The sequence below is a fragment of the Herbiconiux sp. genome, from assembly GCF_004297105.1.
Lineage (GTDB): Bacteria > Actinomycetota > Actinomycetes > Actinomycetales > Microbacteriaceae > Herbiconiux.
In genome coordinates, this window is record NZ_SCVE01000018.1 from 62,752 (window position 1) to 87,168 (window position 24,417).

Annotated in this window: 29 protein-coding genes; 21 read left to right on the forward strand and 8 right to left on the reverse strand. The window is 68.7% G+C overall.

Features of this window, described 5'->3' with window-relative positions:
* Positions 1-45 precede the first annotated feature (45 nt).
* On the reverse strand, positions 46-1,050 hold the full coding sequence (locus EPO52_RS13870; protein WP_290807502.1) for a LacI family DNA-binding transcriptional regulator: 1,005 nt from the start codon (positions 1,048-1,050) through the stop codon (positions 46-48).
* A 385-nt stretch (positions 1,051-1,435) separates the two neighbouring features.
* On the opposite strand from EPO52_RS13870, the gene EPO52_RS13875 reads away from it, so the two are divergent.
* From EPO52_RS13875 to pgi, 7 genes are all read left to right on the forward strand, one after another.
* Positions 1,436-2,866 carry an FAD-dependent monooxygenase gene (locus EPO52_RS13875; protein WP_290807504.1) on the forward strand — a complete coding sequence of 477 codons (1,431 nt, stop codon included), beginning with the start codon at positions 1,436-1,438 and terminating at the stop codon, positions 2,864-2,866.
* A 128-nt stretch (positions 2,867-2,994) separates the two neighbouring features.
* Complete coding sequence (locus tag EPO52_RS13880; RefSeq protein ID WP_290807506.1) at positions 2,995-3,852, forward strand: MetQ/NlpA family ABC transporter substrate-binding protein; 858 nt, start codon at positions 2,995-2,997, stop codon at positions 3,850-3,852.
* Entirely contained in the window at positions 3,849-4,913 is a 1,065-nt protein-coding gene (locus tag EPO52_RS13885) for a methionine ABC transporter ATP-binding protein (protein WP_290807508.1), read from the forward strand. The genes EPO52_RS13880 and EPO52_RS13885 overlap by 4 nt, the downstream gene beginning before the upstream one ends.
* Entirely contained in the window at positions 4,910-5,578 is a 669-nt protein-coding gene (locus EPO52_RS13890) for a methionine ABC transporter permease (protein WP_290807510.1), read from the forward strand. The genes EPO52_RS13885 and EPO52_RS13890 overlap by 4 nt, the downstream gene beginning before the upstream one ends.
* Complete coding sequence (locus EPO52_RS13895) at positions 5,575-6,753, forward strand: aminotransferase class I/II-fold pyridoxal phosphate-dependent enzyme (protein ID WP_290807512.1); 1,179 nt, start codon at positions 5,575-5,577, stop codon at positions 6,751-6,753. The genes EPO52_RS13890 and EPO52_RS13895 overlap by 4 nt, the downstream gene beginning before the upstream one ends.
* Positions 6,754-6,764: 11 nt before the next feature.
* Positions 6,765-7,238: an S-ribosylhomocysteine lyase gene (locus EPO52_RS13900; protein ID WP_290807514.1), complete on the forward strand. Its 474-nt coding sequence runs from the start codon at positions 6,765-6,767 to the stop codon at positions 7,236-7,238.
* Positions 7,239-7,366: 128 nt separating this feature from the next.
* On the forward strand, positions 7,367-9,109 hold the full coding sequence (gene pgi, locus EPO52_RS13905) for a glucose-6-phosphate isomerase (protein ID WP_290807516.1): 1,743 nt from the start codon (positions 7,367-7,369) through the stop codon (positions 9,107-9,109).
* Positions 9,110-9,146: 37 nt separating this feature from the next.
* Here pgi and EPO52_RS13910 read toward each other — a convergent pair whose 3' ends face one another.
* Positions 9,147-9,680 carry a hypothetical protein gene (locus tag EPO52_RS13910; protein ID WP_290807518.1) on the reverse strand — a complete coding sequence of 178 codons (534 nt, stop codon included), beginning with the start codon at positions 9,678-9,680 and terminating at the stop codon, positions 9,147-9,149.
* Positions 9,677-10,030 carry a PadR family transcriptional regulator gene (locus EPO52_RS13915; protein WP_290807520.1) on the reverse strand — a complete coding sequence of 118 codons (354 nt, stop codon included), beginning with the start codon at positions 10,028-10,030 and terminating at the stop codon, positions 9,677-9,679. The genes EPO52_RS13910 and EPO52_RS13915 overlap by 4 nt, the downstream gene beginning before the upstream one ends.
* Before the next feature lie 132 nt (positions 10,031-10,162).
* On the opposite strand from EPO52_RS13915, the gene EPO52_RS13920 reads away from it, so the two are divergent.
* The 11 genes from EPO52_RS13920 to EPO52_RS13970 all read left to right on the forward strand — a co-directional run bounded on the left by EPO52_RS13920 (position 10,163) and on the right by EPO52_RS13970 (position 18,147).
* Complete coding sequence (locus tag EPO52_RS13920; protein WP_290807522.1) at positions 10,163-10,984, forward strand: alpha/beta hydrolase; 822 nt, start codon at positions 10,163-10,165, stop codon at positions 10,982-10,984.
* Positions 10,985-11,038: 54 nt separating this feature from the next.
* A complete protein-coding gene (locus EPO52_RS13925) occupies positions 11,039-11,263 on the forward strand; it encodes a hypothetical protein (RefSeq protein WP_290807524.1) in 225 nt (74 codons plus the stop codon).
* Between the two features lie 177 nt (positions 11,264-11,440).
* Positions 11,441-12,175: an alpha/beta hydrolase gene (locus EPO52_RS13930; protein ID WP_290807526.1), complete on the forward strand. Its 735-nt coding sequence runs from the start codon at positions 11,441-11,443 to the stop codon at positions 12,173-12,175.
* Between the two features lie 112 nt (positions 12,176-12,287).
* The gene (locus EPO52_RS13935) at positions 12,288-12,638 is read left to right on the forward strand and encodes a helix-turn-helix transcriptional regulator (RefSeq protein WP_290807528.1); all 351 of its coding nucleotides are present in this window, start codon (positions 12,288-12,290) and stop codon (positions 12,636-12,638) included.
* Between the two features lie 129 nt (positions 12,639-12,767).
* A complete protein-coding gene (locus EPO52_RS13940) occupies positions 12,768-13,106 on the forward strand; it encodes a PadR family transcriptional regulator (RefSeq protein ID WP_290807531.1) in 339 nt (112 codons plus the stop codon).
* A gap of 2 nt (positions 13,107-13,108) precedes the next feature.
* The gene (locus EPO52_RS13945) at positions 13,109-13,486 is read left to right on the forward strand and encodes a DUF1048 domain-containing protein (RefSeq protein ID WP_290807533.1); all 378 of its coding nucleotides are present in this window, start codon (positions 13,109-13,111) and stop codon (positions 13,484-13,486) included.
* Positions 13,486-14,292 carry an ATP-binding cassette domain-containing protein gene (locus EPO52_RS13950; RefSeq protein ID WP_290807535.1) on the forward strand — a complete coding sequence of 269 codons (807 nt, stop codon included), beginning with the start codon at positions 13,486-13,488 and terminating at the stop codon, positions 14,290-14,292. The genes EPO52_RS13945 and EPO52_RS13950 overlap by 1 nt, the downstream gene beginning before the upstream one ends.
* The gene (locus EPO52_RS13955) at positions 14,289-15,053 is read left to right on the forward strand and encodes an ABC transporter permease (RefSeq protein ID WP_290807537.1); all 765 of its coding nucleotides are present in this window, start codon (positions 14,289-14,291) and stop codon (positions 15,051-15,053) included. The genes EPO52_RS13950 and EPO52_RS13955 overlap by 4 nt, the downstream gene beginning before the upstream one ends.
* 64 nt (positions 15,054-15,117) lie before the next feature.
* On the forward strand, positions 15,118-16,140 hold the full coding sequence (locus EPO52_RS13960) for an NADPH:quinone reductase (RefSeq protein ID WP_290807539.1): 1,023 nt from the start codon (positions 15,118-15,120) through the stop codon (positions 16,138-16,140).
* A gap of 152 nt (positions 16,141-16,292) precedes the next feature.
* Positions 16,293-17,537 carry an ice-binding family protein gene (locus EPO52_RS13965; RefSeq protein ID WP_290807541.1) on the forward strand — a complete coding sequence of 415 codons (1,245 nt, stop codon included), beginning with the start codon at positions 16,293-16,295 and terminating at the stop codon, positions 17,535-17,537.
* A 109-nt stretch (positions 17,538-17,646) separates the two neighbouring features.
* Positions 17,647-18,147: a MarR family winged helix-turn-helix transcriptional regulator gene (locus EPO52_RS13970; protein WP_290807543.1), complete on the forward strand. Its 501-nt coding sequence runs from the start codon at positions 17,647-17,649 to the stop codon at positions 18,145-18,147.
* On the opposite strand, the gene EPO52_RS13975 is transcribed toward EPO52_RS13970, so the two are convergent.
* Entirely contained in the window at positions 18,104-19,090 is a 987-nt protein-coding gene (locus EPO52_RS13975; RefSeq protein WP_290807545.1) for an isoprenylcysteine carboxylmethyltransferase family protein, read from the reverse strand. The genes EPO52_RS13970 and EPO52_RS13975 overlap by 44 nt on opposite strands.
* Before the next feature lie 258 nt (positions 19,091-19,348).
* On the opposite strand from EPO52_RS13975, the gene EPO52_RS13980 reads away from it, so the two are divergent.
* Positions 19,349-19,705 carry a VOC family protein gene (locus EPO52_RS13980; RefSeq protein WP_290807547.1) on the forward strand — a complete coding sequence of 119 codons (357 nt, stop codon included), beginning with the start codon at positions 19,349-19,351 and terminating at the stop codon, positions 19,703-19,705.
* Positions 19,706-19,708: 3 nt separating this feature from the next.
* On the opposite strand, the gene EPO52_RS13985 is transcribed toward EPO52_RS13980, so the two are convergent.
* The 4 genes from EPO52_RS13985 to EPO52_RS14000 are packed head-to-tail and all read right to left on the reverse strand — an operon-like array spanning position 19,709 to position 22,313.
* Positions 19,709-20,122, reverse strand: a complete 414-nt coding sequence (locus tag EPO52_RS13985) for a hypothetical protein (RefSeq protein WP_290807549.1) — start codon at positions 20,120-20,122, stop codon at positions 19,709-19,711.
* Between the two features lie 29 nt (positions 20,123-20,151).
* Positions 20,152-20,979, reverse strand: a complete 828-nt coding sequence (tatC, locus tag EPO52_RS13990) for a twin-arginine translocase subunit TatC (RefSeq protein WP_290807551.1) — start codon at positions 20,977-20,979, stop codon at positions 20,152-20,154.
* Between the two features lie 5 nt (positions 20,980-20,984).
* Positions 20,985-21,269 (reverse strand): twin-arginine translocase TatA/TatE family subunit, encoded by a 285-nt coding sequence (locus tag EPO52_RS13995; RefSeq protein WP_290807553.1) that lies wholly within the window; start codon positions 21,267-21,269, stop codon positions 20,985-20,987.
* Positions 21,270-21,314: 45 nt separating this feature from the next.
* Positions 21,315-22,313 carry an intradiol ring-cleavage dioxygenase gene (locus tag EPO52_RS14000; protein ID WP_290807555.1) on the reverse strand — a complete coding sequence of 333 codons (999 nt, stop codon included), beginning with the start codon at positions 22,311-22,313 and terminating at the stop codon, positions 21,315-21,317.
* Positions 22,314-22,535: 222 nt separating this feature from the next.
* Between EPO52_RS14000 and EPO52_RS14005 the strand changes: the two genes are divergently transcribed.
* A complete protein-coding gene (locus EPO52_RS14005; protein ID WP_290807557.1) occupies positions 22,536-23,240 on the forward strand; it encodes an RraA family protein in 705 nt (234 codons plus the stop codon).
* A gap of 82 nt (positions 23,241-23,322) precedes the next feature.
* Positions 23,323-24,345 (forward strand): hypothetical protein, encoded by a 1,023-nt coding sequence (locus EPO52_RS14010; protein ID WP_290807559.1) that lies wholly within the window; start codon positions 23,323-23,325, stop codon positions 24,343-24,345.
* Positions 24,346-24,417: the final 72 nt, after the last annotated feature.

The window sequence follows — 24,417 nt, forward strand, 5'->3', positions numbered from 1 at the left end:
CGTGTTCCTCCTTGAACAAGTCCGGAGACCGGACCCCTTGGTGTGTTACTGACGGGTCGGCGGTACAGAAGTACTGCCGCGGTCGTCGATCCTGGGCGCGAACAGATCGACAACGGGTGATTCCGCATCAACGGTGCCTTCGATGCGGGAGACGAGACGCTCGACAGCGCGGCGACCCAGTTCGTCGGCGGCACTGTCGATGGCGGAGTAGGGAAGCGAGAAGGTTCGGGCGAAGTCGTCCGAATAGCGACCGATCACGGAGATGTCGGCCGGTGAGGCGAGTCCGCGCGACTGCAGCACGTTCGGCAGCGCAGCGGCCGCTGCCTCGTTGTTCAGCAGGAGGCCGGTGGCCTCCGGATGGGCATCGAGAAGATTCGCGAGCTCCACACCGATCTGCGGCTGGCTCGATGCTCCGAAGTGGTGGTGGAGCTCGACGCCGAGCTCGGCGGCCCGCTGCTGGGCCGCGTTCGCGAGCCTCGAGACGTACGCCCCGCCCCGCTCCAGCACGTGCTCCGGCTGGGAGACCAGGATGAGGCTCCGGTGACCGAGCTCGTGCAGGGTCTCCACCATGAGCCGCCCGGCCGCGACGAAGTCGAGGTCGAACACGTCGAGGCCCGTCGGGTCGCCCGGCAGACCGACGAGAGTGCCGGGCTGGCTCGCAGCGCGGAGGAAGCCCAGCCGGTCGTCGCTCTCGGCCACGTTCAGCAGGATGAACCCGTCGACCATTCGCGATTCCGAGATGCGCCGGAGAGCGGCCACACCGTCTTCATCCGTGATCAGCAGCGTGTCGTAGCCGCGGGCTCGGGCCTCGTTCGTGACGCCGAGGATGTACTGGAGCATCGCGGGGGCGAACTCGTCTTCGAGAAAGCGGGCCAGCAGGCCGAGCACCTGCGTCTGCGAGGTCGCGAGCGCCTTGGCCCCGGCGTTGGGTGTGTAGCCCAGATCCCGAACCGCCTGCTCGACCTTGTCGCGCACTTCGGCGGAGATGGAGCGTTTGCCCGACAGTGCGTACGATGCCGTACTGCGTGAGACACCTGCGACGCGTGCCACGTCTCCGATCGTTACCATCTTCGTCTCCATCGACTTGTCGAACCGGTTCGATTCGAACCGGTTCGAAACTAGCAACGATGGTCGCCGGATGCAAGAGGCAATATGCGAAGCGCTCGCGGGCGGGTGCTGGCGACCGCCGACCGGCACCCCGGACGCGATCGCAGATGCCCGGCGTACGCGGTACGACGCGCGGCATCGGCCCGCGGAGAGCGATGAGATGAAGCGGCCACACCCGCACGGCAATCGGCAGGCCCGGTCACGCCGGGCTCATCTCCGTGCCACTACCAGGATATCGCGTCGCCGGGGGCTTGCGGCAAGCACCCCTCGACGAGGCAGAATGGCTGGTCGCGGGCCGATTGTCGGCACCGCGGGAAGGGGGATCCCGGTGTTCGACGTGATCATCAGTGGGGGCGGACCGACGGGGATGATGCTCGCCGCCGAGCTGCGGCTGCACGATGTGGAGGTGCTCGTGCTCGAGCGCGACATCGAGCCGAGCCGCGCCGTGCGATCGCTGGGCCTTCACCCGCGCAGCATCGAGATCCTCGACCAGCGTGGTGTGCTCGACCGCTTTCTCGCGGTGGGGCGGCGGTATCCCGGCGCCGGCGGCAGCCTCGCCGGAATCGTGCCGCCGCACCGGGTGCCACTCGACTCGGCGCACGACTACATCCTCGGGCTCCCCCAGCCGGTGACCGATCGGCTCCTCACCGAGCGAGCGATCGAGCTCGGCGCGCAGCTCCGCCGGGGAGCGGCCCTGACCGGCTTCGACCACGACGATCACGGCGTCACCGTCGACCTGGCCGACGGTACGCGCCTGCGTTCACGCTGGCTGGTCGGATGCGACGGCGGGCGCAGTCTGGTGCGGAAACAGCTCGGCATCCCCTTCCCCGGCGAGGCCGCCACCACCGAGTGGCTGCTCGGAGAGGTCGCCGTGACCTCGACCCCCGAGGAGATCGCCGCGGTGTCCGACCGGGTGCGGGCCGTGCATCGGGGGTTCGGGATCGGGCCCGCGGACGACGGACTGTTCCGTGCCGTGGTGCCCGCCGCATCCGTCGCCGCGGATCGCACGGTGGCTCCGGCGCTCGAGGAGTTGCGAACTCAGCTGAGGGCATTCGCGGGCACCGACTTCGGCGCGCATGCGCCGCGCTCGCTGACGCGGTTCACGGATGCCACACGACTCGCGGAGCGCTACCGGGTGGGACGGGTGCTGATCGCCGGAGACGCGGCGCACGTGCATCCGCCGCTCGGTGGGCAGGGTCTGAACCTCGGCATCCAGGATGCCTTCAACCTCGGCTGGAAGCTGGCCGCCGACGTGCGAGGATGGGCGCCCGCCGGGCTGCTCGACAGCTACTTCCACGAGCGGCATCCGGTGGCCGAGGAGGTGCTCACGCTCACCCGCGCACAGAGCGTGCTGCTCTCCCCCGAGCCCGGGCCGCAGGCGGTGCGGCGGCTGCTGACCGAGCTGATGGGCCTCGATGACGTGAGCCGCGCGATCGGCGAGAAGGTGAGCGGCATCGGCATCCGCTACGCCCTCGGCGGCGACGGGCACTCCGTGACCGGCACCCGGATGCGCGATCTCCCCCTCTCGTCAGGTCGCCTCTACGACCACCTCCACGCGGGTCGCGGTCTCCTCCTCGACACCACCGGCACGCTGTCGACGCACGGCTGGGACGATCGCGTCGACCACCTCGTCGACGGCACCCCGCGCCTCGAGGCACCCGCAGCGCTCCTCCGCCCTGATGGCCACGTGGCCTGGACGGGCACCGACCAGGATGCCCTCGAACCGCACCTCCTCCGCTGGTTCGGCACGCCCCGCTGAGGCCCACCGATCGAGTGTTGCGCTGTGTGACCTCAGGAATCGGCTGTCGCTCGCCGTCTGGCTACTGTCGATTCCGGCGTAGATACAGCAATCGGCGCCCCCTCCGTCATCCAGCAGAAGAGGCCTTCATGAAATCCGTTCGCATCGCACTCCTCGGAGCGGCCGCCGCCGCCATCCTGCTCGGAACCGCCGCCTGCTCCAGCGGCGGCGACACGAGCGCAGCCACCTCGACCGACGGCGCATCCGCCGGCAAGACCGACATCACGATCGGCTTCAACCCCGGCCCGTACAAGGAGATGTTCGACGGGGGCATCCTCCCGATCCTCGAGGCCGAGGGCTACACCGTCACGGATCAGGACTTCACCGACGGCATCGTCGTGAACGTCGCCGTCTCCAGCGGCGAGATCGACGCCAACATCATCCAGCACCCCGTCTACATGCAGTTCGTGAACGACCAGGAGGGCATCGACAACGCCGCCCTGGTGCAGGTGCCGACCCCCCGCATGGGCCTGTTCGGTGGCAAGTCGACCTCGCTCGACGACGTGAAAGACGGCGCCACGGTCACCGTGCCGAACTCGCCGTCGAACCTCTACCGCGGTCTCCTCATCCTGCGCGACGCCGGGCTGATCGATTTCGATGACATCGACGACCCCAACACCGCCGATGTCTCGATCATCACCTCGAACCCGCACAACCTGAACATCACGCCCATCGAGAACGCCCAGCAGGTGCCGTCGCTCCAGGATGTGGATTACGCCACCATCCAGGGCAACTTCATCATCTCCGGCGGCCTCGACTACAACGATGCCCTGGCGGTCGAAGACCAGCCGCTCGAGTTCTCGAACGTCGTCGCGGTGCGCTCCGAAGACGTCGACTCCGATTGGGCGAAGGCCATCAAGGCGGCCTACCAGTCGCAGGAGTTCATCGACTACATCAAGGGCGACTCGCAGTACGACGGCTACAACCTGCCCGAATGGTTCAATTGAGCGCACAGTCTCCTTCGAGCCCCGTGGCCGAACGCTCGAGTGAGGGCCGCATCGTCTTCGACGGCGTGTCGAAGACCTTCACCACCCAGAAGAAGGTGGCGACGGCGGCCCTGCGGGACGTTCGCCTGGAGATCGAGCCCGGCACGATCTTCGGTGTGATCGGCTACAGCGGTGCCGGCAAGTCGACGCTGATCCGGATGGTGAACGGTATCGAACGGCCCACCTCAGGTCGCGTGCTCGTCGACGGCATCGACGTGGGAGCGCTGCGAGGCGCGAAGCTCCGCACCGCGCAGAAGCGCACCGGCATGATCTTCCAGCAGTTCAATCTGCTCGACACCGTTCGGGTGCGCGACAACGTCGCGATGCCGCTGCGCCTCGACGGGGTGGGTGTCGCCGCCGCCCGAGCTCGGGCCGAGGAGGTTCTCGATTTCGTCGGTCTCGGTGCAAAGGCGGGAAGCTTCGCCGGGGAGCTCTCGGGCGGTCAGAAGCAACGCGTGGGAATCGCACGGGCTCTCGTGCGCAACCCGCGCATCCTGCTGTCGGATGAGGCGACCAGCGCTCTCGACCCCACCACGACGGCCCAGATTATCCAGCTGCTCCGTGACATCAACGCGGAGTACGGCACCACGATCCTCGTGGTGACCCACGAGATGGACGTGATCAAGGATCTGGCGAGCGAGGTGGCCGTGATGGCCGACGGCGCGATCGTGGAGCAGGGCTCCGTGCTTGACACCTTCCTGCACCCGCGCTCCCCCATCACCCGCGACTTCGTCACCACCGTGGTGCCCCAGGGCCTGCCCGACCGCGTGGTCGACCACCTCGGCGGAGACGGCCTCTGGCGGCTGCTGCTCGTCGACGACGAGGTGACGCAGCCGCTCGTCTCCGACCTCATCACCCGGTTCGGCGTCGAGGTGAACCTGCTGCACGCCGACATGACCGAGATTCAGGACCACACGGTGGGCCAGATGATCGTCAAGGTGACCGGCCCTGCCGCGCAGGTGCTCGAGGCGCGCGCCTATCTGCAGGAGCGGGTCGTGCACGTCGAGGAGGTGCAGGCATGAGCGGTGACAAGTGGACCCTCATCACCCCCGAGATGTTCTTCAAAGCGCTCGGCGAGACCCTGCAGATGCTCGGCGTCTCGCTCGTGCTGGGCTCGATCCTCGGCGTACTCATCGGCGCAACGCTCGCGCTCACCCGAGCGGGTGGGGTGCTCGAGAACAAGCCGATCAGCCTCGGGCTCGCCGTGGTGGTGAACCTCATCAGGTCATTGCCGTTCATCATCCTCCTCGTGGCCATCCTTCCGTTCACCCGGCTAATCGCCGGCACGAGCATCGGTGTCTGGGCAGCAATCGTGCCCCTCACCGTGATGATCGCGCCCTACATCGGCCGACTTGTGGAGAACTCGCTGCTCGAGGTGCCCCGTGGAGTAGTGGAGGCCGCGCGAGCGATGGGCGCGTCGCCCTGGCAGATCTTCTGGCGCTTCATGCTGCCCGAGGCTCGTGGGTCGCTGATCCTGGCCGTCACCATCGCCTCCGTCGGCCTGCTCGACGCCACCGCGATGGCGGGCACCGTGGGCGCCGGTGGAATCGGCGACCTGGCGATCTCCTACGGCTACCAGCGGTACGACACCTTCGCGATGATCCTCACCGTCATCACCCTGATCGTGCTCGTGCAGGGCATCCAGCTGCTCGGAACGGTCATCGCGCGCCGGTTCAGGCGGCGGTGAGCGTGGTCGACTTCCGGCCCGCGGCCCGGGTGCAGGCCCTGCCGCCGAACTTCTGGGGCGAGATGGATCGCGAGATCCTGCGTCTGTCCACCGAGCCCGGCCCGCGGATGATCGACGTCTCGAAGGGCAACCCGGATCTGCCCACCCCCGAACACATCGTGGCGGCAATGCAGCGCGAGGTGGCGGACGCGGCCAACCACCGCTATCCCGCCTACGTGGGCCGAGCCGCCTTCCGGGAGGCCGTGGCGAAGCGCTACCGAGACGACCACGGCGTCGGGATCGACCCGGATGCGCAGGTGGCCGTCTTCCACGGCTCCCACGAAGCGATCATGGCCGCCGTGCTGTCGCACGTCGACCCGGGCGAGGCCGTGGTGCTGCCGGATCCGGGCTACCCGATGTACACCTCGGCCACCGACCTCGCGGGCGGCCGGATCGTGCCGCTGCCGCTCGAAGAACCGGGCTACCAGCCCGACTTCGCCGCGCTCGACCAGCTGGAACGGGCCGCGATTCTGCTGCTCAACTACCCGAACAACCCCACCGGAGCGCTCGCCACCCCGCAGGCGTTCGAGGGCGCCATCCGTTTCGCCGAGCGCACGGGGGCGGCCTTCGTGCACGACTTCGCCTACTCGTCGCTGGGCTTCGACGGGCGCACTCCCCTGTCGGCCCTCGCCGTCGACCGCGACTTCGCGGTGACCGTCGAGGCGCAGACCCTCTCGAAGACGTACAGCATGGCCGGCTGGCGCATCGGATTCGCGGCCGGCAACACCTCGCTCATCTCTGCCATGAAGCGCTACCAGGCCCAGGCGTTCAGCACGATGTTCGGCGCCTCGCAGGAAGCCGCAGCGGCGGCCCTGGGCGGCGACCAGTCCGCCGCCCTGGAGCTGGTGCGCGTCTACGAGCGACGCCGCGACCTCGTGGTGACGGGCCTCCGACGCATCGGCTGGGAGGTCACAGCGCCGGAGGGTACGTTCTTCGTATGGGTGCGATTGCAGGGCCACGACACCGACGCGCTGCGCTTCGCGCGGGAGCTCCGGGAGGAGGCCCGGGTCGCCGTCGCACCCGGTGACGGCTTCGGGCCTCGAGGTCGGGGTCACATCCGAATCGGCCTCGTGAACGACGAGTCCACACTGAACGAGTTGATCGAACGCCTCGATGCGTTCGCGAACAAGAACTGAGGAACTGACTGATGGCCGAGATCGAGAGCTTCACCCTGGACCACACTGCCGTGCTCGCCCCCTATGTGCGCCGCATCGGCGTGGAGCACGGACCGGGCGGCGGCACCATCACCAACTTCGACGTGCGGCTGACGCAGCCGAACGTGCAGGAGATCCCCACCGCGGGCATCCACACCCTCGAGCACATGCTCGCCGGCCTGCTGCGCGACCGCATCGACGGGGTGATCGACCTCTCGCCGTTCGGCTGCCGCACCGGCTTCCACCTGCTCATGTGGGGCGAGCCCGAGGTGGCGGATGTCGTCGCAGCGCTCTCCTCGAGCCTCCGCTTCATCGCCGAGGAGGCCGTCGAGGCCGACATCCCCGCCGTGTCGGCGCTCGAGTGCGGCAACTACCGCGACCACTCGCTGCACACCGCGCGCGAGTGGGCGAAGGTCGTTCTCGACGCGGGTATCAGCCTCGACGCGTTCGCCCGCGTCGGCGTCTGACCGGTGCGGCCCGGCCGGCTCCGGGGGACGCGGAATTTCGCCCTGTGAGCCAGTCGGGACCGGTAGGTTCTGTGGTGGGCGTCTCGCGGTGTGACGGGCGCCCGCACCGCCTGCGAACTGGAGAGATCATGGCCGAAGCGACGCCCCTCGACCCCACCACCACCGACGCCTGGAAGGCACTCGGCGGCATCGCCTCCGGGTTCGCCCCCGACCTGCGCGGATGGTTCGCTACCGACGCGAACCGCGCCGAGACGTATACCTTCCAGGCCGCCGATCTGACGGTCGACCTCTCGAAGAACCTCATCACCGAGGAGATCCTCGCGCACCTCCTCGCTGTGGCGAAGGATTCGGGCGTCGCCGAACGCTACGAGGCCATGATCGCCGGCGAGCACATCAACGTCACCGAGAACCGGGCCGTGCTGCACACCGCCCTGCGCCGACCCGCTGCCGACGCATCAGGAGCCGGCGAGCTCGCTCCCCCGGCCGGCTTCGTGGTCGACGGTGCCGACATCGACGCCGAGGTGCACGCCACCCTCGACAAGGTGTTCGCCTTCGCCGAACGCGTGCGCTCGGGCGAGTGGACCGGCGTCACCGGCAAGCGCATCGAGACCGTCGTGAACATCGGTATCGGCGGCTCCGACCTCGGGCCCGTGATGGTCTACGAAGCACTCAAGCCCTACGTGCAAGAGGGCCTCGAGTGCCGCTTCGTCTCCAACATCGACCCCTCCGACATCTACGAGAAGACGGCCGGTCTCGACCCCGAGACCACCCTCTTCATCGTGGCCTCCAAGACCTTCGGCACGCTCGAGACCCTCACCAACGCCCGCCTCGCGCGACAGTGGCTGTGGGAGCGACTGGGCGCATCCGGATCCATCGCCGACACGGAGGAGGCGCGCACCGCCGCCGTCGCCAAGCACTTCGTGGCCGTCTCCACGGCCCTCGACAAGGTGGCGGCGTTCGGCATCGATCCCGAGAACGCGTTCGGGTTCTGGGACTGGGTGGGCGGCCGCTACTCGGTCGACTCGGCAATCGGCACCTCGGTGGCGATCGCGATCGGGCCCGACGGCTTCCGCGACTTCCTCGGCGGCTTCCATGCCATCGACGAGCACATGCGCACCACGCCGCTCGAGAAGAACGTGCCCGTGCTGATGGGGCTGCTGAACGTCTGGTACACGAACTTCCTCGGCGCACAGAGCCACGCCGTGCTCCCGTATGCGCAGTATCTGCACCGCTTCCCGGCCTACCTGCAGCAGCTCACGATGGAGTCGAACGGCAAGAGCGTGCGGTGGGACGGCTCCCCCGTCACCACCGACACCGGCGAGATCTTCTGGGGTGAGCCGGGCACCAACGGCCAGCACGCCTTCTACCAGCTCATCCACCAGGGCACGCGCCTCATCCCGGCCGACTTCATCGCGGTGGCCAACCCCGCGCATCCCCTGAAGGATGGCACGGGCGACGGCCACGCGGTCGAACCGGGCGCCGACGTGCACTCGCTCTTCCTCGCCAACTTCTTCGCGCAGACCAAGGCGCTCGCGTTCGGCAAGACGGCCGACGAGGTGCGCGCCGAGGGCACGGCCGAGTCGGTGGTTCCGGCGCGGGTGTTCAGCGGCAACCGCCCCACGACCTCGATCCTCGCGCCGGCGCTCACGCCGTCGGTCGTGGGTCAGCTGATCGCGCTCTACGAGCACATCGTGTTCACCGAGGGAACCATCTGGGGCATCGACTCGTTCGACCAATGGGGTGTGGAGCTCGGCAAGCAGCTCGCCCTGCAGATCGCTCCCGCGGTCGACGGGGATGCAGCGGCGCTCGAGTCGCAGGACTCGTCGACGAAGGCGCTCATCGCGAAGTACCTGTCCCTGCGCACGAACTGAGAGGTCGACCGGGGTGCCGATCGCTCGGCGCCCGTGCTCACCGCCAGGTGCGGCGGAGATACGAACTGACGAAGATGTTCGTGATCAGCGGGATGACCAGGAAGGCCGCCAAGCCGATCAGGCCCGAATCCGTCTTGCGGAACACGAGCAACGCCACGATTCCGACGACTGTTCCACCGATCGACGTGAGGATGGCGCGGCGCTTCTCCGCCGGACGCCAGCGGTCGCCCACGCCGATCATCACCAAGCCGGCGATCCACCCGAGTGCGGCGACGTACCAGCCGACCGTCAGCACGATCGCGGTGATCGTGGGATAGGTCGTCGACGCGGGCGCAGTGCGCGGTGCGCCGGAGGGGGCGTCGGATGCGCTCTGCGCTGCCGCATCCGCCGCGATCCTCTGCGGGTCGCCCAGCCCGGCGATACGCTCGCGCGCCTCGGCGTCGGTGAGGCCCTGCAGCTCGCCCGCGACATCCGTCACGATCTCGGTGCGCACGGCCGCGGGAGCCGCGGCGAGTGCGGCCTCCAAGTCGGTGACGTACTGCCGGGCGGTGTCGCTCGTGGGTTCGGTCATGAGGCCTGTCCTTCCTGGGGAGGTCGATCGGGGGCGGTGACGGCGTCGACCGCGAGCGCGAAGGGGTGCCACTGCTCGCGGAACTGCTGCAGCTGGGCCGAGCCTTCCGCGGTGAGCGTGTAGTACTTGCGCGGGCGGGCCGAGTCGGACTCGTCGGCACGGGCCACGATCAGGCCCTGCGCGCGCAACCTCGCCAGGAGCGGGTAGAGCGTGCCGATGCTGCCGATGAGGCCGAATTCGACGAGTCGTTCGGAGATCTTCCAGCCGTAGGCGGGTGCGTGTTGCAGGAGGCCGAGTACGCAGTACTCCACCACGCCTTTGCGCAGCTGGGCGCCCACCTCACTTGTCATGCATAACAGCATATGCTGCATCGCCAGGTATGACCAGTGACCTGCACAGACGCGCCCTTGCGGATTCCGCTCGAGGTTGTAGAAGGGAGAGGGGCCGCGGGTCTCAGAACGGGGGCACACATGGCGCACCACATGATCACACTGCCGTCGGGCGACACGGTCGGGTTCTCGGCAGCGGGCGATCCCCTGTCCGACCGGCTGGTGCTCTTCTGTCTGCCGACCCCGGGAGCGGGGATGTTCGACCCCGACCCGGTCGTGACGAACACCTGGGGAGTCCACCTGGTCTCCCTCGACCGCCCGGGCTACGGGTCGACTCCCCCCGGCACGCGCGGCAGTCTCATCCAACACCGGGCCGATGACCTGGCCGCCTTCCTCACCGCGTCGCGGGATGCGGCGCGCTCCTCGGGTGCGACGGTGTTCGGGCCCGCCGGAGTGGTGGGGTGGGGCACCGGAGGGATGGTGGCTCTCTCGCTCGCGGCGCGGCATCCGGAGCTCGTCGACCGGGTGGCGGCCTTCCAGACCGCCGCGCCCCAGGGCCACACGGTCGACCCGGCGTCGCAGTCGCTGCCCCCGTTCAGGATGCCCTCACTCGGCATCGCGCCCGACCACGCGCTGCTGGAGCGACCGGGCGTGAGGAGTCGGCTCGAGCGGATGCTCGCAGCCGCCGCCGAGCAGGGCGACGCGGGCACCGCTCACGACCGGCGCGCACTCGCCGATCGGTCGTGGGCGAAGGAGCTCGGCGCCATCCGCGCTGACGTGCGCCTGATCTACGCCGACGACGCGAGCGATGTGGGCCGCGACGATGGGGCGTGGTACCGGCGGCGGATCCCATCGGCACGGGTCGTGCGGGTGACGTCGGACGGAGCGCTGGCGCTGGTCACGGAGTGGGACCGCATCCTCGCCCACGTGGCGCCCGACCATGGCGGCCTGTCGGCCGCAAGCCGCGAGGGCTGAACGGCGCCGTGATCTCACGAGCCGGATCCATCCAGGGGGTCTAGGGTCACGAACATGAGCGATGAGAACACGCAAGACCAGCCCATCATGAGCGGTTCCGACGACGCCACCGACCACGAGAAGTCGGACGGGCGAGACGCCCAGGAGCGCGCCGACGCCGCCTTCTACAAGGATCACGACAAGGCGAAGGCCAACCAGCCCGACCCCGACCCGGCGGTGTCGAGCTACGCCAACCCGTCGAGCAGCGATCTCTCTCACGACGAGCGCTCCGAGGACTGAGCCGGCCCCGGCGGCGCGACGCGGATTCGCACACGGATTCGCACGAGCGGCGCGATATTCCGCTCGCCTTCCGGGATCTTTGCGCGAACCCGCATCCGCCCGATCACCCCCAGGCCGGTGTCGCTGCTGTCGGCGGAATCGGGCGCGCAAGCGGCGAGCGGGTCGTACGGTCGTCGTATGACTGACGCGAACGATCATCCCACCGTGGTCTTCATGCACGGCGCCCTGGTGTGCGACGGGGAGTGGTGGTGGCGGCCCACCGCCGAGCTGCTCTTCGAGCGCGCGGGCATCCGGAGCCGCGCCGTCGCCCTGCCATCGTGCGGGGAGGCTCCACCGCCAGCGGGCACCGAGGGACTGGTGGCGGATGCGGCAGCCCTCCGTGCCGTGCTCGATGAGTTCTCCCGCGCCTCCGCGATCGTCGTGGGCCACTCCTACGGCGGAACCGTCATCGCCGAAGCCGGACAGCATCCGGCCGTCGCGCACCTGCTCGCCATCTCGTCGTATCTGCCGGAAGCGGGGCTGTCGCAGGGCGCGATCATGAGCGGCGAGAGCGACTCGGTGACAATCGGCGACAACGGCGACGGCACACTGAGCGTGTCCGGCTACGACGCGGCGTCGTTCGGCGCTCGCTTCCTGCACGACGCGGATGAGGCCACCCGACATCACGCCTGGGAGCGGGTGACGGCGCAGAGCGTGGCCGCATTCGTGACGCCCACGAGCGCCGTCGGCTGGGAGGGCGTCGACTCGACGTACATCGTCTGCAGCGAGGACCGCAGCACATCGCTCGCTCTCCAACGCGAGCACGCTAGCCGGGCCACACGGTCTGTCGAGGTGCCGACCGGGCACCATCCGTTCGTCACCCGGCCCGACCTGGTTGTCGAGCAGATCGAAGCGATGCTCGCATCCGGCTGAATCGCGGTGCCCGCTCTCGTCGGGCTGCCCGCTGTCGGCCGACTGTCTGCTCTCAGCTGAATCCGGCCGTGCCCACTGTTCTCCGGGTCGCCGGGCGTTGTTGACTGTGCTCATGAGCCAGTCCCCGCAGCGAAACGAATCCACTGATCCCTCCGCGCGCCCGGCTCCGGAGCGCCTCTGGCGGCAGGTCGTCGGTGAAGAGCTGCGCGCCATCCGTCTCGACCGCGATGAATCGCTGCGCACGGTCGCGATGCGAGCCCGGGTCTCTCCCCAGTACCTCTCGGAGATCGAGCGCGGCTTCAAGGAACCCTCGAGCGAGATCCTCGCCGCGATCGGAGCCTCCCTCGACACCTCCCTCCTCGACCTCACGACGGCGGTGGCCGACCGTCTCGCTGCGTCGTCGGGGCCGAGTCGGGCATCCGCCGCCCGCGTCTCGGCCGCCGCGTTCGCGCTGGCCGCCTGACGAGGCGAGCAGATCCGCAGATGCCGATCTGACCTCCGGGCTCATTCGGTATTCGGTATTGCTACCTACCGGTAGTCGGCGTTACTATCTACTGGTACTCAGCGTCACTGAGTAGATGGAGGAGTCCGGATGGCGAAGCTGATGACCGAGATGCTCAAGGGCACTCTGGAGGGGATCGTGCTGGCGACCCTGGCCGCGCAGCCCGCCTACGGCTACGAGATCACCGCCCGCCTGCGTGATCAGGGATTCTCGGACATCGTCGAGGGCACCGTGTATGCGCTGTTGCTGCGCATCGAGCAGCGCGGCCTCGTGGACGTGGAGAAGGTGCCCTCGGAGAAAGGGCCGCCTCGCAAGGTCTACGCGCTCAATCCGCGGGGTCGCGAGTACCTCGATGAGTTCTGGCAGAGCTGGACCTTCCTCGCCCAACGCATCGAACAGTTGCACCACACCGTCGAAGGAGAGAACTGATCATGGCCGCCAAATGGATCGAAGCCCTCACCGGCTCGCTCGAACAGAAGAAGCAGTACAAGCACGACAAGGGCCGCATAGACGCGCTTCCCGCCCCCTATGGCGCGGCAGCGAAGGCGATGCACCGTTACCTCATGCACTCCGGCGGCATCACCGACGGCGACACGCTCATCACGATGTTCGGCGACCTCGCCGACCTGTGGGAGCGCGCCGCTGCCGACGAGACGCCCCTGCGCGACATCGTCGGCGACGACCCCGTCGACTTCGCCGAGACCTTCGCTCAGGCGTACACCGGCACGCACTGGATCGACAAGGAGCGCGCACGCCTCGTGAAGGCCGTCGACGATGCCGAGCACGGCCAGCCCCGGGACGCCGACTGATGAGCGCCGCCACAGCGGCCGTTCCCGCCTCCGCCCCCGGTGCAACGGCCGAGCCCGCAATCCGGGTGCAGGGCATCACGAAGTCGTTCAAAGACGTGCACGTCCTGCGCGGGGTCGACTTCGAGGTGGCCCCCGGCACCGTCTTCGCGCTGCTCGGCTCGAACGGAGCCGGCAAGACCACGCTGGTGCGCATCCTCTCCACCCTGCTGGCACCGGATGCGGGCACCGCGACCGTGCACGGCTTCGACGTCATCGGCGACGCCGCCCGCGTGCGCGAGTCGATCAGCCTCACGGGGCAGTTCGCGGCGGTCGACGATGTGCTGACGGGCCGCGAGAACCTGCAGCTGGTGGCTCGACTGCGGCACCTGCACAGCCCCGGCCGCATCGCCGACGACCTGCTCGCGCGGTTCTCGCTCACGGAGGCCGGCCACCGGCGCGCCGCCACGTACTCGGGCGGAATGCGGCGGCGGCTCGACATCGCGATGAGCCTGATCGGCGAGCCGCCTGTGATCGTGCTCGACGAGCCCACCACCGGGCTCGACCCACAGGCCCGCATCGACGTGTGGAGCACCATCGAGTCGCTCGCCGAGAGCGGCACGACCGTGCTGCTCACCACGCAGTACCTCGATGAGGCCGAGCAGCTCGCCGACCGCATCGCGATCCTGCACGAGGGCACCATCATCCAGAACGGAACACTGGCGGAGCTCAAGAAGCTCCTGCCGGCCGCCACCGTCGAGTACGTCGAGAAGCAGCCTTCGCTTCAGGACGTCTTCCTCGCACTCGTGGCAGGGCGGGGCGGGCAATGACCACACATGTCCTGAGCGACACGGGCGCACTCACCCACCGCTCGCTCCGCCACATCCTGCGCAGTCCCGACACGATCATCACCACGGCGGTCACGCCCGTGGCGCTGATGCTGCTGTTCGTCTTCGTGCTCGGCGGCGCGATCACCACCGGTTCCGACGAGTCGTACGTGAACTACCTCCTGCCGGGCATCCTGCTCATCACCATCGCCTCCGGCATCGCCTACACGGCGTACCGGCTCTTCCTCGACCTGCAGAGCGGCATCGCCGAGCGCTTCCAGTCGATGCCGATCGCCCGATCGAGCGTTCTCTGGGCCCACGTCTTCACCTCGCTCGTGGCGAATCTCGTGTCGGTGACCGTGGTGATGGGGGTGGCCCTCCTGCTCGGATTCCGCTCGGGCGCCTCCGTGGCGGCCTGGCTCGCGGTGGCGGGCATCCTGATCCTGTTCACGCTCGCCCTGACCTGGATCGCCGTGATCGCCGGTCTGTCGGCCAGGTCGATCGACGGCGCGAGCGCATTCAGCTACCCGCTCATCTTCCTGCCCTTCATCAGCTCTGCCTTCGTGCCCACCGACTCGATGCCGGCGCCGGTGGCCTGGTTCGCCGAGAACCAGCCGGTGACGAGCATCGTCGACACCATCCGGGCGCTGTTCGCCCAGCAGCCGGTGGGCGGGTCGATCTGGGTGGCCCTCGCGTGGCTCGTGGGGATCCTCGTGGTGGCGTACGTGTTCGCGATACTCGCCTACCGGAGGCGTCTGCGCTGACCCTCGTCCCGTGCCCGGACATTCGCCGGAATGCGTACGGGTGCTTCAGGGGTTGGATGGAGGCATGAGAGCGATCGTGTATTCCGAGAACGGTGCATCCGATGTCCTGCAGCTGGTCGAACGACCGCTGCCCGAACCTGCGGCCGGCGAGGTGCGCGTGCGCATCGCCGTGTCGGCGGTGAACCCCACCGACTGGAAGAACCGCGCAGGTAGCACCGCTCCGAGCGGCGGCGAACAGGTGCCGAACCAGGATGGCGCGGGCGTGGTCGATGCCGTCGGTGCCGGAGTCACGTCGGTGGTTGCGGGTGACCGGGTGTGGATCTTCCTCGCCGCCTACCAGCGACCGACGGGAACGGCCCAGGAGTTCACCGTGGTGCCCGCAGAACGCGTGGTGAAGCTGCCCGACGGCGCGTCGTTCGACGCCGGGGCATCGATGGGCGTGCCCGCGATGACCGCGCACCGGGCGCTCACCGTGCACGAGGACGGACCGGCACGGCTCTTCCCCGGCGCGCTCGAGGGCCGTACCGTGCTCGTCGCCGGTGGGGCGGGGGCCGTGGGTCACGCCGCCATTCAGCTCGCCCACTGGGCCGGCGCGACCGTCATCACCACGATCTCGTCCCCCGCCAAGGCGGCTCTGGCCGCCGCCGCGGGGGCGGACGTGATCGTGAACTACCGCGACGAGGATGCGGCAGCCCGCGTCCGTGACGCCGCACCCGACGGCGTCGACCAGGTGGTGGAGGTCTCGCCCGCGCGCAATGCCGCCCTGAACGCCGCGGTGCTGAGAAACCACGGCTCCGTATCGGTGTACGCCAACGACGGCGGCGACCACATGACGGTGGACGTGCGGGCGCACTTCGCGCTCAACATCCGCTACCAGTTCCTGCTGCTCTACACGATGGGTGCCGAGGCCCACCGGGCTGCGGCCGAGGACATCACGGCCGCACTCCGCGACGGCGCTCTGGATGTCGGAGAGGCGGCCGGCCTGCCCCTCACGCGGTTCGCGCTCGAGCAGACCGGCGCCGCGCACGACGCGGTGGAGCAGGGCGTGGTCGGCAAGGTGCTGATCGATCTCCCGCCCCGGAAATGAGTTCCGAGATGCACGGGCGATTGGCAGGTTTGGTTGAATAACTGAACCAGTTGCCCCATTTGGCCCCGGATTGCTGTATACCTCAAGTACCGGGGATCACGCGAGCGTCGTCGACGCTTCACATGTGCCTCTCCCACTCAGGCAGGACCATCATGGTCAGCACGCCGTCCCTCCGTCCGCTTGTCGCCCTCCTCACCGGCTTGGGGCTGGCGACCTCGATGCTTCTCGTCTCGGCCTCCTCCGCGTCGGCGGATCCTGTCGCCGATGGCCCGATCGACCTCGGCACGGCAGGCACGTACGGCGTGCTCGGCGCGAGTGAGGTGACCAATACCGGCCCGACAGTGGTGAACGGCGATCTGGGCATCTCCCCCGGCACGTCGATCACCGGCTTCGGCGGGCTGGGCAACGGCATCGTGAACGGCACCGTCCACCAGACGGATGCCGAAGCCCTCCAGGCACAGGCGGACGCCACCACGGCCTACAACACCGCTGCGGCACTCACTCCGATGCCGACCGCCTACGACGAGCTGACGGGCCTCAGCCTCACCCCCGGTGTGTACCGGGGCGGTGAGATGATGCTCTCGAACAACGGCACACTCACCCTCGCGGGTTCGGCGAGCTCGGTCTGGGTCTTCCAGGCGGCATCGACTCTCACCATCGGCTCGGCGACCCGAATCGTCATCACCGGCGGTGCGAGCGCGTGCAACGTGTTCTGGCAGGTCGGCAGTTCGGCCTCGATCGGCACCTCTGCCCGGTTCCAGGGCACGGTGCTCGCCGACCAGACCATCACCGCCACCACCGGTGCGCGGATCGTCGGCCGTCTCCTGGCCCTCAATGCCGCCGTCACGCTCGACACGAACACGATCACCGCCCGTGCGGGATGCGCTCCAACCGAAGCTCCGATCATCACCTCCGACTCGCCGCCGAACGCGACCGTGGGCACTCCGTACGAGCACATCGTGACGGCATCCGGAACCCCCGCGCCCAGCTACACGGTCACGGGCGACCTCCCCGCAGGACTCACACTCGACTCGACCACGGGCGCCATCACCGGCACCCCGACCACACCCGGAACGAGCACGTTCACGATCACGGCCGACAACGACACGTCACCCGCCGATTCCGTGGAGTACACCGTGGTGGTTGAGGGGGCTGTCGTCAGTGGCGGCGGATCCGGGACGGGTGAAGGAACAAGCCCCGGCACCTCCACCGGTGGCGGCACCAGCACGGGCGGATCATCCGGCCAGCTCGCGGCAACGGGCATCTCGCCCGCCGTTCCCGCCGTCTCCAGCCTGGTTCTCCTGCTCGCGGGTGCGGCACTCGTGATCGCCCGACGGCGCCGCGTCATGACGGTGACAGCGCGACCCATGGCCGATTCGGTCCCGCCACGGCACTGATCCAGCGAAACGATCACCACTGAGTCACGGAGTGTGCTTCACTGGCACCCTGCGGATGTTCATCGGATCATGATGACGGATGCTCGCGGACCCTGACGAAAGGTCCTTTGTGAGCCACTCCACGATGTCGATCGACGACGACCCCGAGGGGTCTCCCAGAACGCCGATCGAACTCCTGGAGGCCATGTCGGGCCTCCAGACCGCAGATGCCCTGTTGCGCTGGCGCATGCGGGACAGGCTCCAGCTGAAGGCCAACGAGATCGTGGCGATCGAGTATCTCGCCCGCCTCCTCAACATCGGCCAGCCGGTGCGCGCACTCGACCTCGCCCGCGCACTCGGGGTGACGAACAGCGCAACGAGTGTCATTGTGGCAAGCCTGATGAAACGAGGCTTCCTGACACGATCCGACAATCCTCGAGACGGCCGAGGTCATCTCCTGCACCTCACACCCGAAGCCATGACCGCCATCGCTGACTCTCTCGGCGACAGCCGCGCAGAGCTCCGCGAGCTCTTGGCGGGCCTGTCCTCCCGGGAATCCAAGCGCGTCGTCGTTCTCCTGCACGCGATCACGGATTCCCTGAATCACGGCGGACTGGTTCCTGCGGCCTGACCCCGTTGCCATCGGGATCACGGAATCGTGGGAGCCAACAGCGCACCGCGCGTCGGTAGCGGCGGAAGTCGTCACCGAAGCGGCTCTCGAGATCGGCCTCCTCGTGCGGCCTCACCACCAGGTTCCACACCAGTGACCCCGCGAGCGCGTAGACCACCACGAGCCACGAGCTCAGGATGAGGCCCACCGCGACGCCCTGTGCGATCCCGGCCAAGGCCATGGGATTTCGCACCCACCGGTACGGCCCGGCAACCACCAGGTGGTTGGGCATCGCGGAGGGCAGGGGCGTTCCTTTGCCCCAGGTCGACATCGTCACCGCCGACCAGATGCCGAGCGCGCTCGCGAACACGAGCACGGCCACGCCGAGGGGCACCGCAACGGCCGACAGGGCCGGATGCGGTTCGGTCACGCCGACCCTCCACCGCTCCTCGAGAAAATGGATGGCCAGCGGGATGACCGCGAGGAAGAGCCCCCAGAACGCGGCGATCTGCACGAATGTGAGCACGACGTGGGAGGAGTCCGCACGTCGGCGGTCGGCGACACGGAACGCGAACGGCCCCCGGACCACCCACTGAGTGGGAATTCGGCGCAGCACGACGGCGCAGCCCGCCACTCCCGAGCCGATCGCGGCAGCGCCCATGATCACCACGCCCCATCCCGCTTCGGTCGTCACCGTCGCGAAGATCGCGAGGCCGACCGCAACCAGCACGGTCCATCCGGCGCTCACCACGGCCGCCCATCGGATTCCTCCTGCCGCGAGAGCCGACCCGACCACGAAGAGCGGCACGTCGAACACCGCGACGGCCACCGGATGCAGGCTCCCGATCGTGATCTCGCGCACCCCGGGCACCAGGAAGACGCCCACCCACCAGGCGGCTCCCCCGAGCGCCTGAACGGCGAAGTACATCCGCCCCCACCAGACGAGTGATGGTGCCGCGGTCATACTCCAGGGTACCCGCCTGCGTCCGGCGGGCCTGATCCGGCCGCACGACGAACCAGCCAGCTCGCTGCGAGGGCCGGTTGTGCCTCGGAGAGGTCGACCAGCGCCCATTCCACGGAGGGATCACCGTCGTGCGGAGGAGATGGCACCCGCGCGGTCGGGATGACCCACGGGTCGCTCCACTCGCCGGGGTCGAAGAGTCGGTGCGCGACGTCGCCGACAGTGTGGCACGACGGCGCAGGGGCGTGGCACTCTGGAGGAATGGAACGTGTGAGTGGGATCGGCGGGTACTTCGTTCGGGCCGCCGATCCGGAGGCGCTGGGCGCGTGGTACCGCGACTGTCTGGGGCTCGACGCCGACGAGAACGGTCTCTGGCATCCGGATGCGGGTCCCACCGTCTTCGCCGCCTTCGACGCCGGCACCGACTACTTCGGCCGCCGCGACCAGCAGACGATGCTCAACTTCCGCGTGCGAGACCTCGACGCGATGCTCGCCCAGCTCCGCGCGGCAGGCGCCGAAGTGGCCGATGACGTCCAGGAGATGGACGGCATCGGCCGGTTCGGCTGGGTCACCGACCCGGAGGGGAACCGCATCGAACTCTGGCAGCCCGCTCCATAGCCATCAGAGCCGGATGAGGTGACCGTCGCTCGAGCGGCGGAACGCGGGTTGCGCAGGCTCTACGGGCTCGACGTCCGCCGAATCCGGAACCGCCGGAGAGGCGCCGATGGGAGCGATCGTGTCCTGGTTCTCGGCACCGGAGCCCGATCCGCCCACGGCATCCGAGTCGGGTGCCAGCGCCTCCTGCACGATCCGGCGTGGGTCGAAGCGCCGAGGGTCGAGCTTCGTCCAATCGGTCTGCTCGAACTCCGGACCGAGCTGTTCCACGGCACGTGCCTTGGCGGTCTCGGTGAAACCGCGCACGGCGCGGACCAGGTCGGCGAGCTTGGACGCGTAGTGCGGCAGGCGTTCGGGTCCCAGGATGAACGCCGCGAAGACCGCGATCACGATGAGCTTCTCGAAGGTGAGGCCGAGCATCGGATTCTCCTCTCAGGTCGGGGTGGGCGTCAGACGGGGACGGGTTCGGATTCGGGCACGAGATCCCCGAGCGGCCGGTCGGCGGATGCGGCGGCCGTGGCGGCCCGACGCTCGACGGCCCGGTCGTGCAGCAGCGCGATCACGGCTGCTGCGGCGAACAACGCCGCCATCGGGGCAGCGAGCAGGAACATCGACATCACGTCGGCCGCGGGTGTGGCGATGGCTGAGAAGAGAACGATCCCGACCAGCACGAGCCGCCAGCTCCGCACCACCGACCGCCCCGGCAGCACGCCGATCGCATTCAGCAGCACCACGAACACGGGAAGCACGAAGGCGACGCCGACGGCCAGCACGAGCTTCATCACGAAATCGACGTAGTACGAGGCCGCGAGGAGCGTGCTGTCCTCGACGGGCGCGAAACCGGCGAGCAGTTCCACGATGTGTGGAAAGAGCAGGAACCCCACCACGCACCCGGCCAGGAACAAGGGAGCGGCGGCGAAGAAGAAGCCCAGCGTGTATCGACGTTCCCGACGCGTGAGGCCGGGAACGAAGAACGCGAACAGCTGGTGCAGCCAGACCGGGCTCGAGATCGCGACACCGGCGAACACCGCGATGCGCACCTTGAGGTCGAACGCGCCGCTCACGCTGTCGTAGTTGAGGCTCGCATTGCGCGACTCCGCGAGGGCCGTGATGGGGGCCCGCAGGATCTCGAGTATCTGGTCGGACAGCAGATAGCCGATCGCGGTGCCGATCACCAGGCCGACCGCCACCCGCACGGCACGCGAGCGCGCCTCACGGAGGTGGTCGGCCAGTGGCATCGTGCGGGCATCCGGCGGTTCCGCTGTCAGCGGGGCCATGACCCTCAGCGCCCTTCAGATCCGACAGCAGACGGCCGAGGCGCGACCGGCAGTGCCGCGGCCGTGTCTGCGCCCGCGAACGGCTTCGTGGCGGCCGACGGCTCGGCCGGAGTGCCGGTCGCCGCTTCGACGCTCTCGCCCTGCGCGTCCTTCAGCTCGGTCTTGAAGATCTTCATCGACTGCCCGACGCTCTTGGCGAGCCCCGGGAGTTTCGTGGCGCCGAAGAAGAGCAGGACGACGGCGAGGAGGATGAGCGCGTGCCATCCGGTGAGGTTCTGGAGGAGTCCCATGAGAGAGCCTTTCTAGGTGGGTGTGATTCGAAGGGAGTGTCGCGGTCAGCGTCCGCCGCCGGAGGCTCCGCCGCCCGAAGGCACGGAGCCCGCCGTGGTCGCGGTGCTCGTGTCGACTCGCACGGTGAGCGACACCTGGTAGCCGGAAGTCGCGTCACCCGTCACCGTCGCCAACTGCAGCGCGCCGCTGTCATCGCTGAACACGTTGTCGGTGTCGAGGCTCACCTGCGACAGGTTGTTCGACGATCCGTCGTAGTCCGACAGGGCGTACACCGTCTCGCACGTCTCCTCCGGCATCGCGATCTGCGACGTGGAGATCGCGTTGGTGGAGTCGGTGATGTCGTCGACCGAGGGGTAGACCTCGAAGTGGATGTGCGGCCACCGTCCCGAGTAGCAGGCCGGGTAGTTGGAGGTGAATGAGACCACCCCGGAGCTGTCGGCCACCTGCACTCCGCGGAGGTAGGTCTCGTTCTCGATGCCGCTGGAGTACATGGAGTATCGTCCCTCGTTGTCGCAGTGCCACACGTAGACGGCCACGCCGGCGAAAGGCGCGTCGCCGTTCGCCATGTCGAGGACTGTGAGGGTCAGCGCGATGGGAACTCCCGTCGCCGTCGCCCCGCCGTCGATGCTCGAGCGGATGTCGCTGCGCACGATGCCCGACTGCTCGAGCACATCGACCCCGTTCGAGCCGTCACCCGGATAGGGCCCGGCCGTCTCATCCGGGATCTCACCCGCGGGGAGTGCGACGCTCGGGCTGGCGGTCGCCGTGGCGGTGCCCGCCGCGGTGGTGCCGGAGGCGGTGCTGCCCGACGCGGTTGCGGATGCGGTGCTCCCGGTGGCCGCGGACGTGTCCGTGGTGCACGCGGCGAGAGTGACGGCACCCACACCGAAGCCCACGAGGCTGAGCACGGCGCGCCGGCTCACCAGTGTGCGGATGTCGAAGGCGACACCCTGATCGACGACTTCCTCATCGGCCCGGTCGAGCAGTCGGCCTTCGTAGGCCGGGCCCTCGGGGGTGCGTTCTGGTTCGGGGATCCTGGTCATCTGAATCACTCATCTCGTCATGATCGGTAGTGGATGTCCCCACTATCGATGCGCGTTCAATGAGCATCCGATGACGTGTCTATGAGCCCCCCAAGAGATCCGGCGATAACCGTGCAGTGCGAGACATCCCCCGGATGCCACGACAAGCGCCCCCAGCACGCACATTCCGGGCGCGGCATGCCTCGCTCGCTACGGTGAGCACACACCTGAACGGAGCCGACCATGGACGACCTCGATCTGCAACGCACCTACCGCGACCTCACCACCCCGCACGTGGCCGACGCCCTCATCCGGCTCGGTCTCCCCGTGCGCTGTGCGCCGGCGCGGATGCGGCCGCTCCAGCACGGCCTCCACCTGGTCGGCCGGGTGCGGCCCGCCCGTCATTCAGGCAGTGTCGACGTGTTCCTCGAAGCCCTCGAGCGCTCGGCACCCGGTGAGGTGCTCGTGGTCGACAACGCCGGGCGGGACGACGAGGCCTGCGTGGGTGACCTCGTGACGCTCGAGGTGAAGAACGCGGGGCTCGCCGGCATCGTGATCTGGGGGCTGCACCGCGACACGGCCGAGCTCCGCGACATCCGCCTCCCCGTCTTCAGCCAGGGCGCCCTGCCCACGGGGCCGCAGCGCCTCGATCCACAAGACGCAGACGCCCTCGACGAAGCCCGGGTGGGTGACCATCGCGTGTCCCCCGCCGACTTCGCGTTCGGCGACGACGACGGAGTGCTCTTCGCACCGCTCGACCTGGCGGCCGAGATCGCAGAGCTCGCGGCACTGATCCGCGACACCGAGCGTGCCCAGGCCGAGCGGATGTCGCGGGGAACGACACTGCGTGAGCAGACGCGTTTCGGCGCCTTCCTCGCGGCCCGCGACGCCGAGGGCACCACCTTCCGCCAGCACCTCCGCCGCCTGGGCGGTGCCATCGAGGAGTGAGTCGTGGCGGCCCACCCCTCTGTGCCGTACGTTTGAGCAACCACGCGGACACCGCGCGGGGGCGGGACGAAGGGGATCTCGGATGTCGGAGCACAGGCTGAACCGCGCGGCTCTCCCTCTGCCCGCCCGCGACCTCGCCGCCGAAGCGGAGGTGCGCGCCACCGGCCGGCAGACCTTCCTGCGCCACGTCTTCACCCGGCTCCCCCTCGTGAGCGCGTTCGTGATCACCATCAACCTCTTCGTGCAGGTGCGCGGCGACGTGGGTCTCGCCGTGGCCATCGCGCAGAATCTCACCTTCGGTGCCATCGCCGTGATCGTGCTGCTCAATCTCGTGACCTACATCATGGTGGGCGTGATGGTGGCTCTCATGCCGATGGTGTTCGATCCCGACTTCAACCGCTGGGTGCGCATCGTCGGCGGTCTGGTGCTCGTGCTCTTCGCCACGGTTCTCGTGTACACGGCATCGTGGCTGCTGCTGGTCGCCCTGCTCGTGGTGTTCGTGGTGATCGGACTAGTGGTGCGGCTTGCCCGCCGCAAGAACCCCCTACCGGAAGTGGATGGCGCGTCCATCCGGGCCGAACTCGAGGCGCCGGTGCCGCCGGCCGACACCGAGCTGCGCGGATTGTGGCTCGAGGGGCGTGCACTGCTCCGCGCGATCGACGCCCCCGGCCCCCCGCCCACGGCGGCCGAGACCGCGCCCGGTCCCGAACTGGAACCACGCACGTTCGCCGAGATCGTCACCGAGTGGAACGCCCGCTCCGCTCTCATCCGCGGCTACCGCTCGAATTCGCTCACCCGAGTGGCCTTCACCGGCATCGTCGGCTTCGTGGCCCTGTTCGGCATCATGGTGCTCACCCAGCCGATCCGGTTCGCCCCTCTCGAGCTCGTCTCCATCTCGAACTCGGCACCCGAACGAGGATTCGTGCTGCTCAACGGAGCTCGGGGGTTGTTCGTGCCCGACCCGTTCGGCACGGTGCAGTTCATCACCGCGACCGACATCACGTCGGTGCAGCTGTGTGAAGACACCCCGCACTGGTGGTCGACCTCGGTGATCGAGTTGATCTCGCCGAGCACCTCGAGCGGCGTGGACTGCACCGCAGCCTGAACCACGCATCCTGAGCACGCATCCTCGAGCGCTGAAGCGGATGTCGGTGGCCGGCTCTAGCGTCGAGCCGAC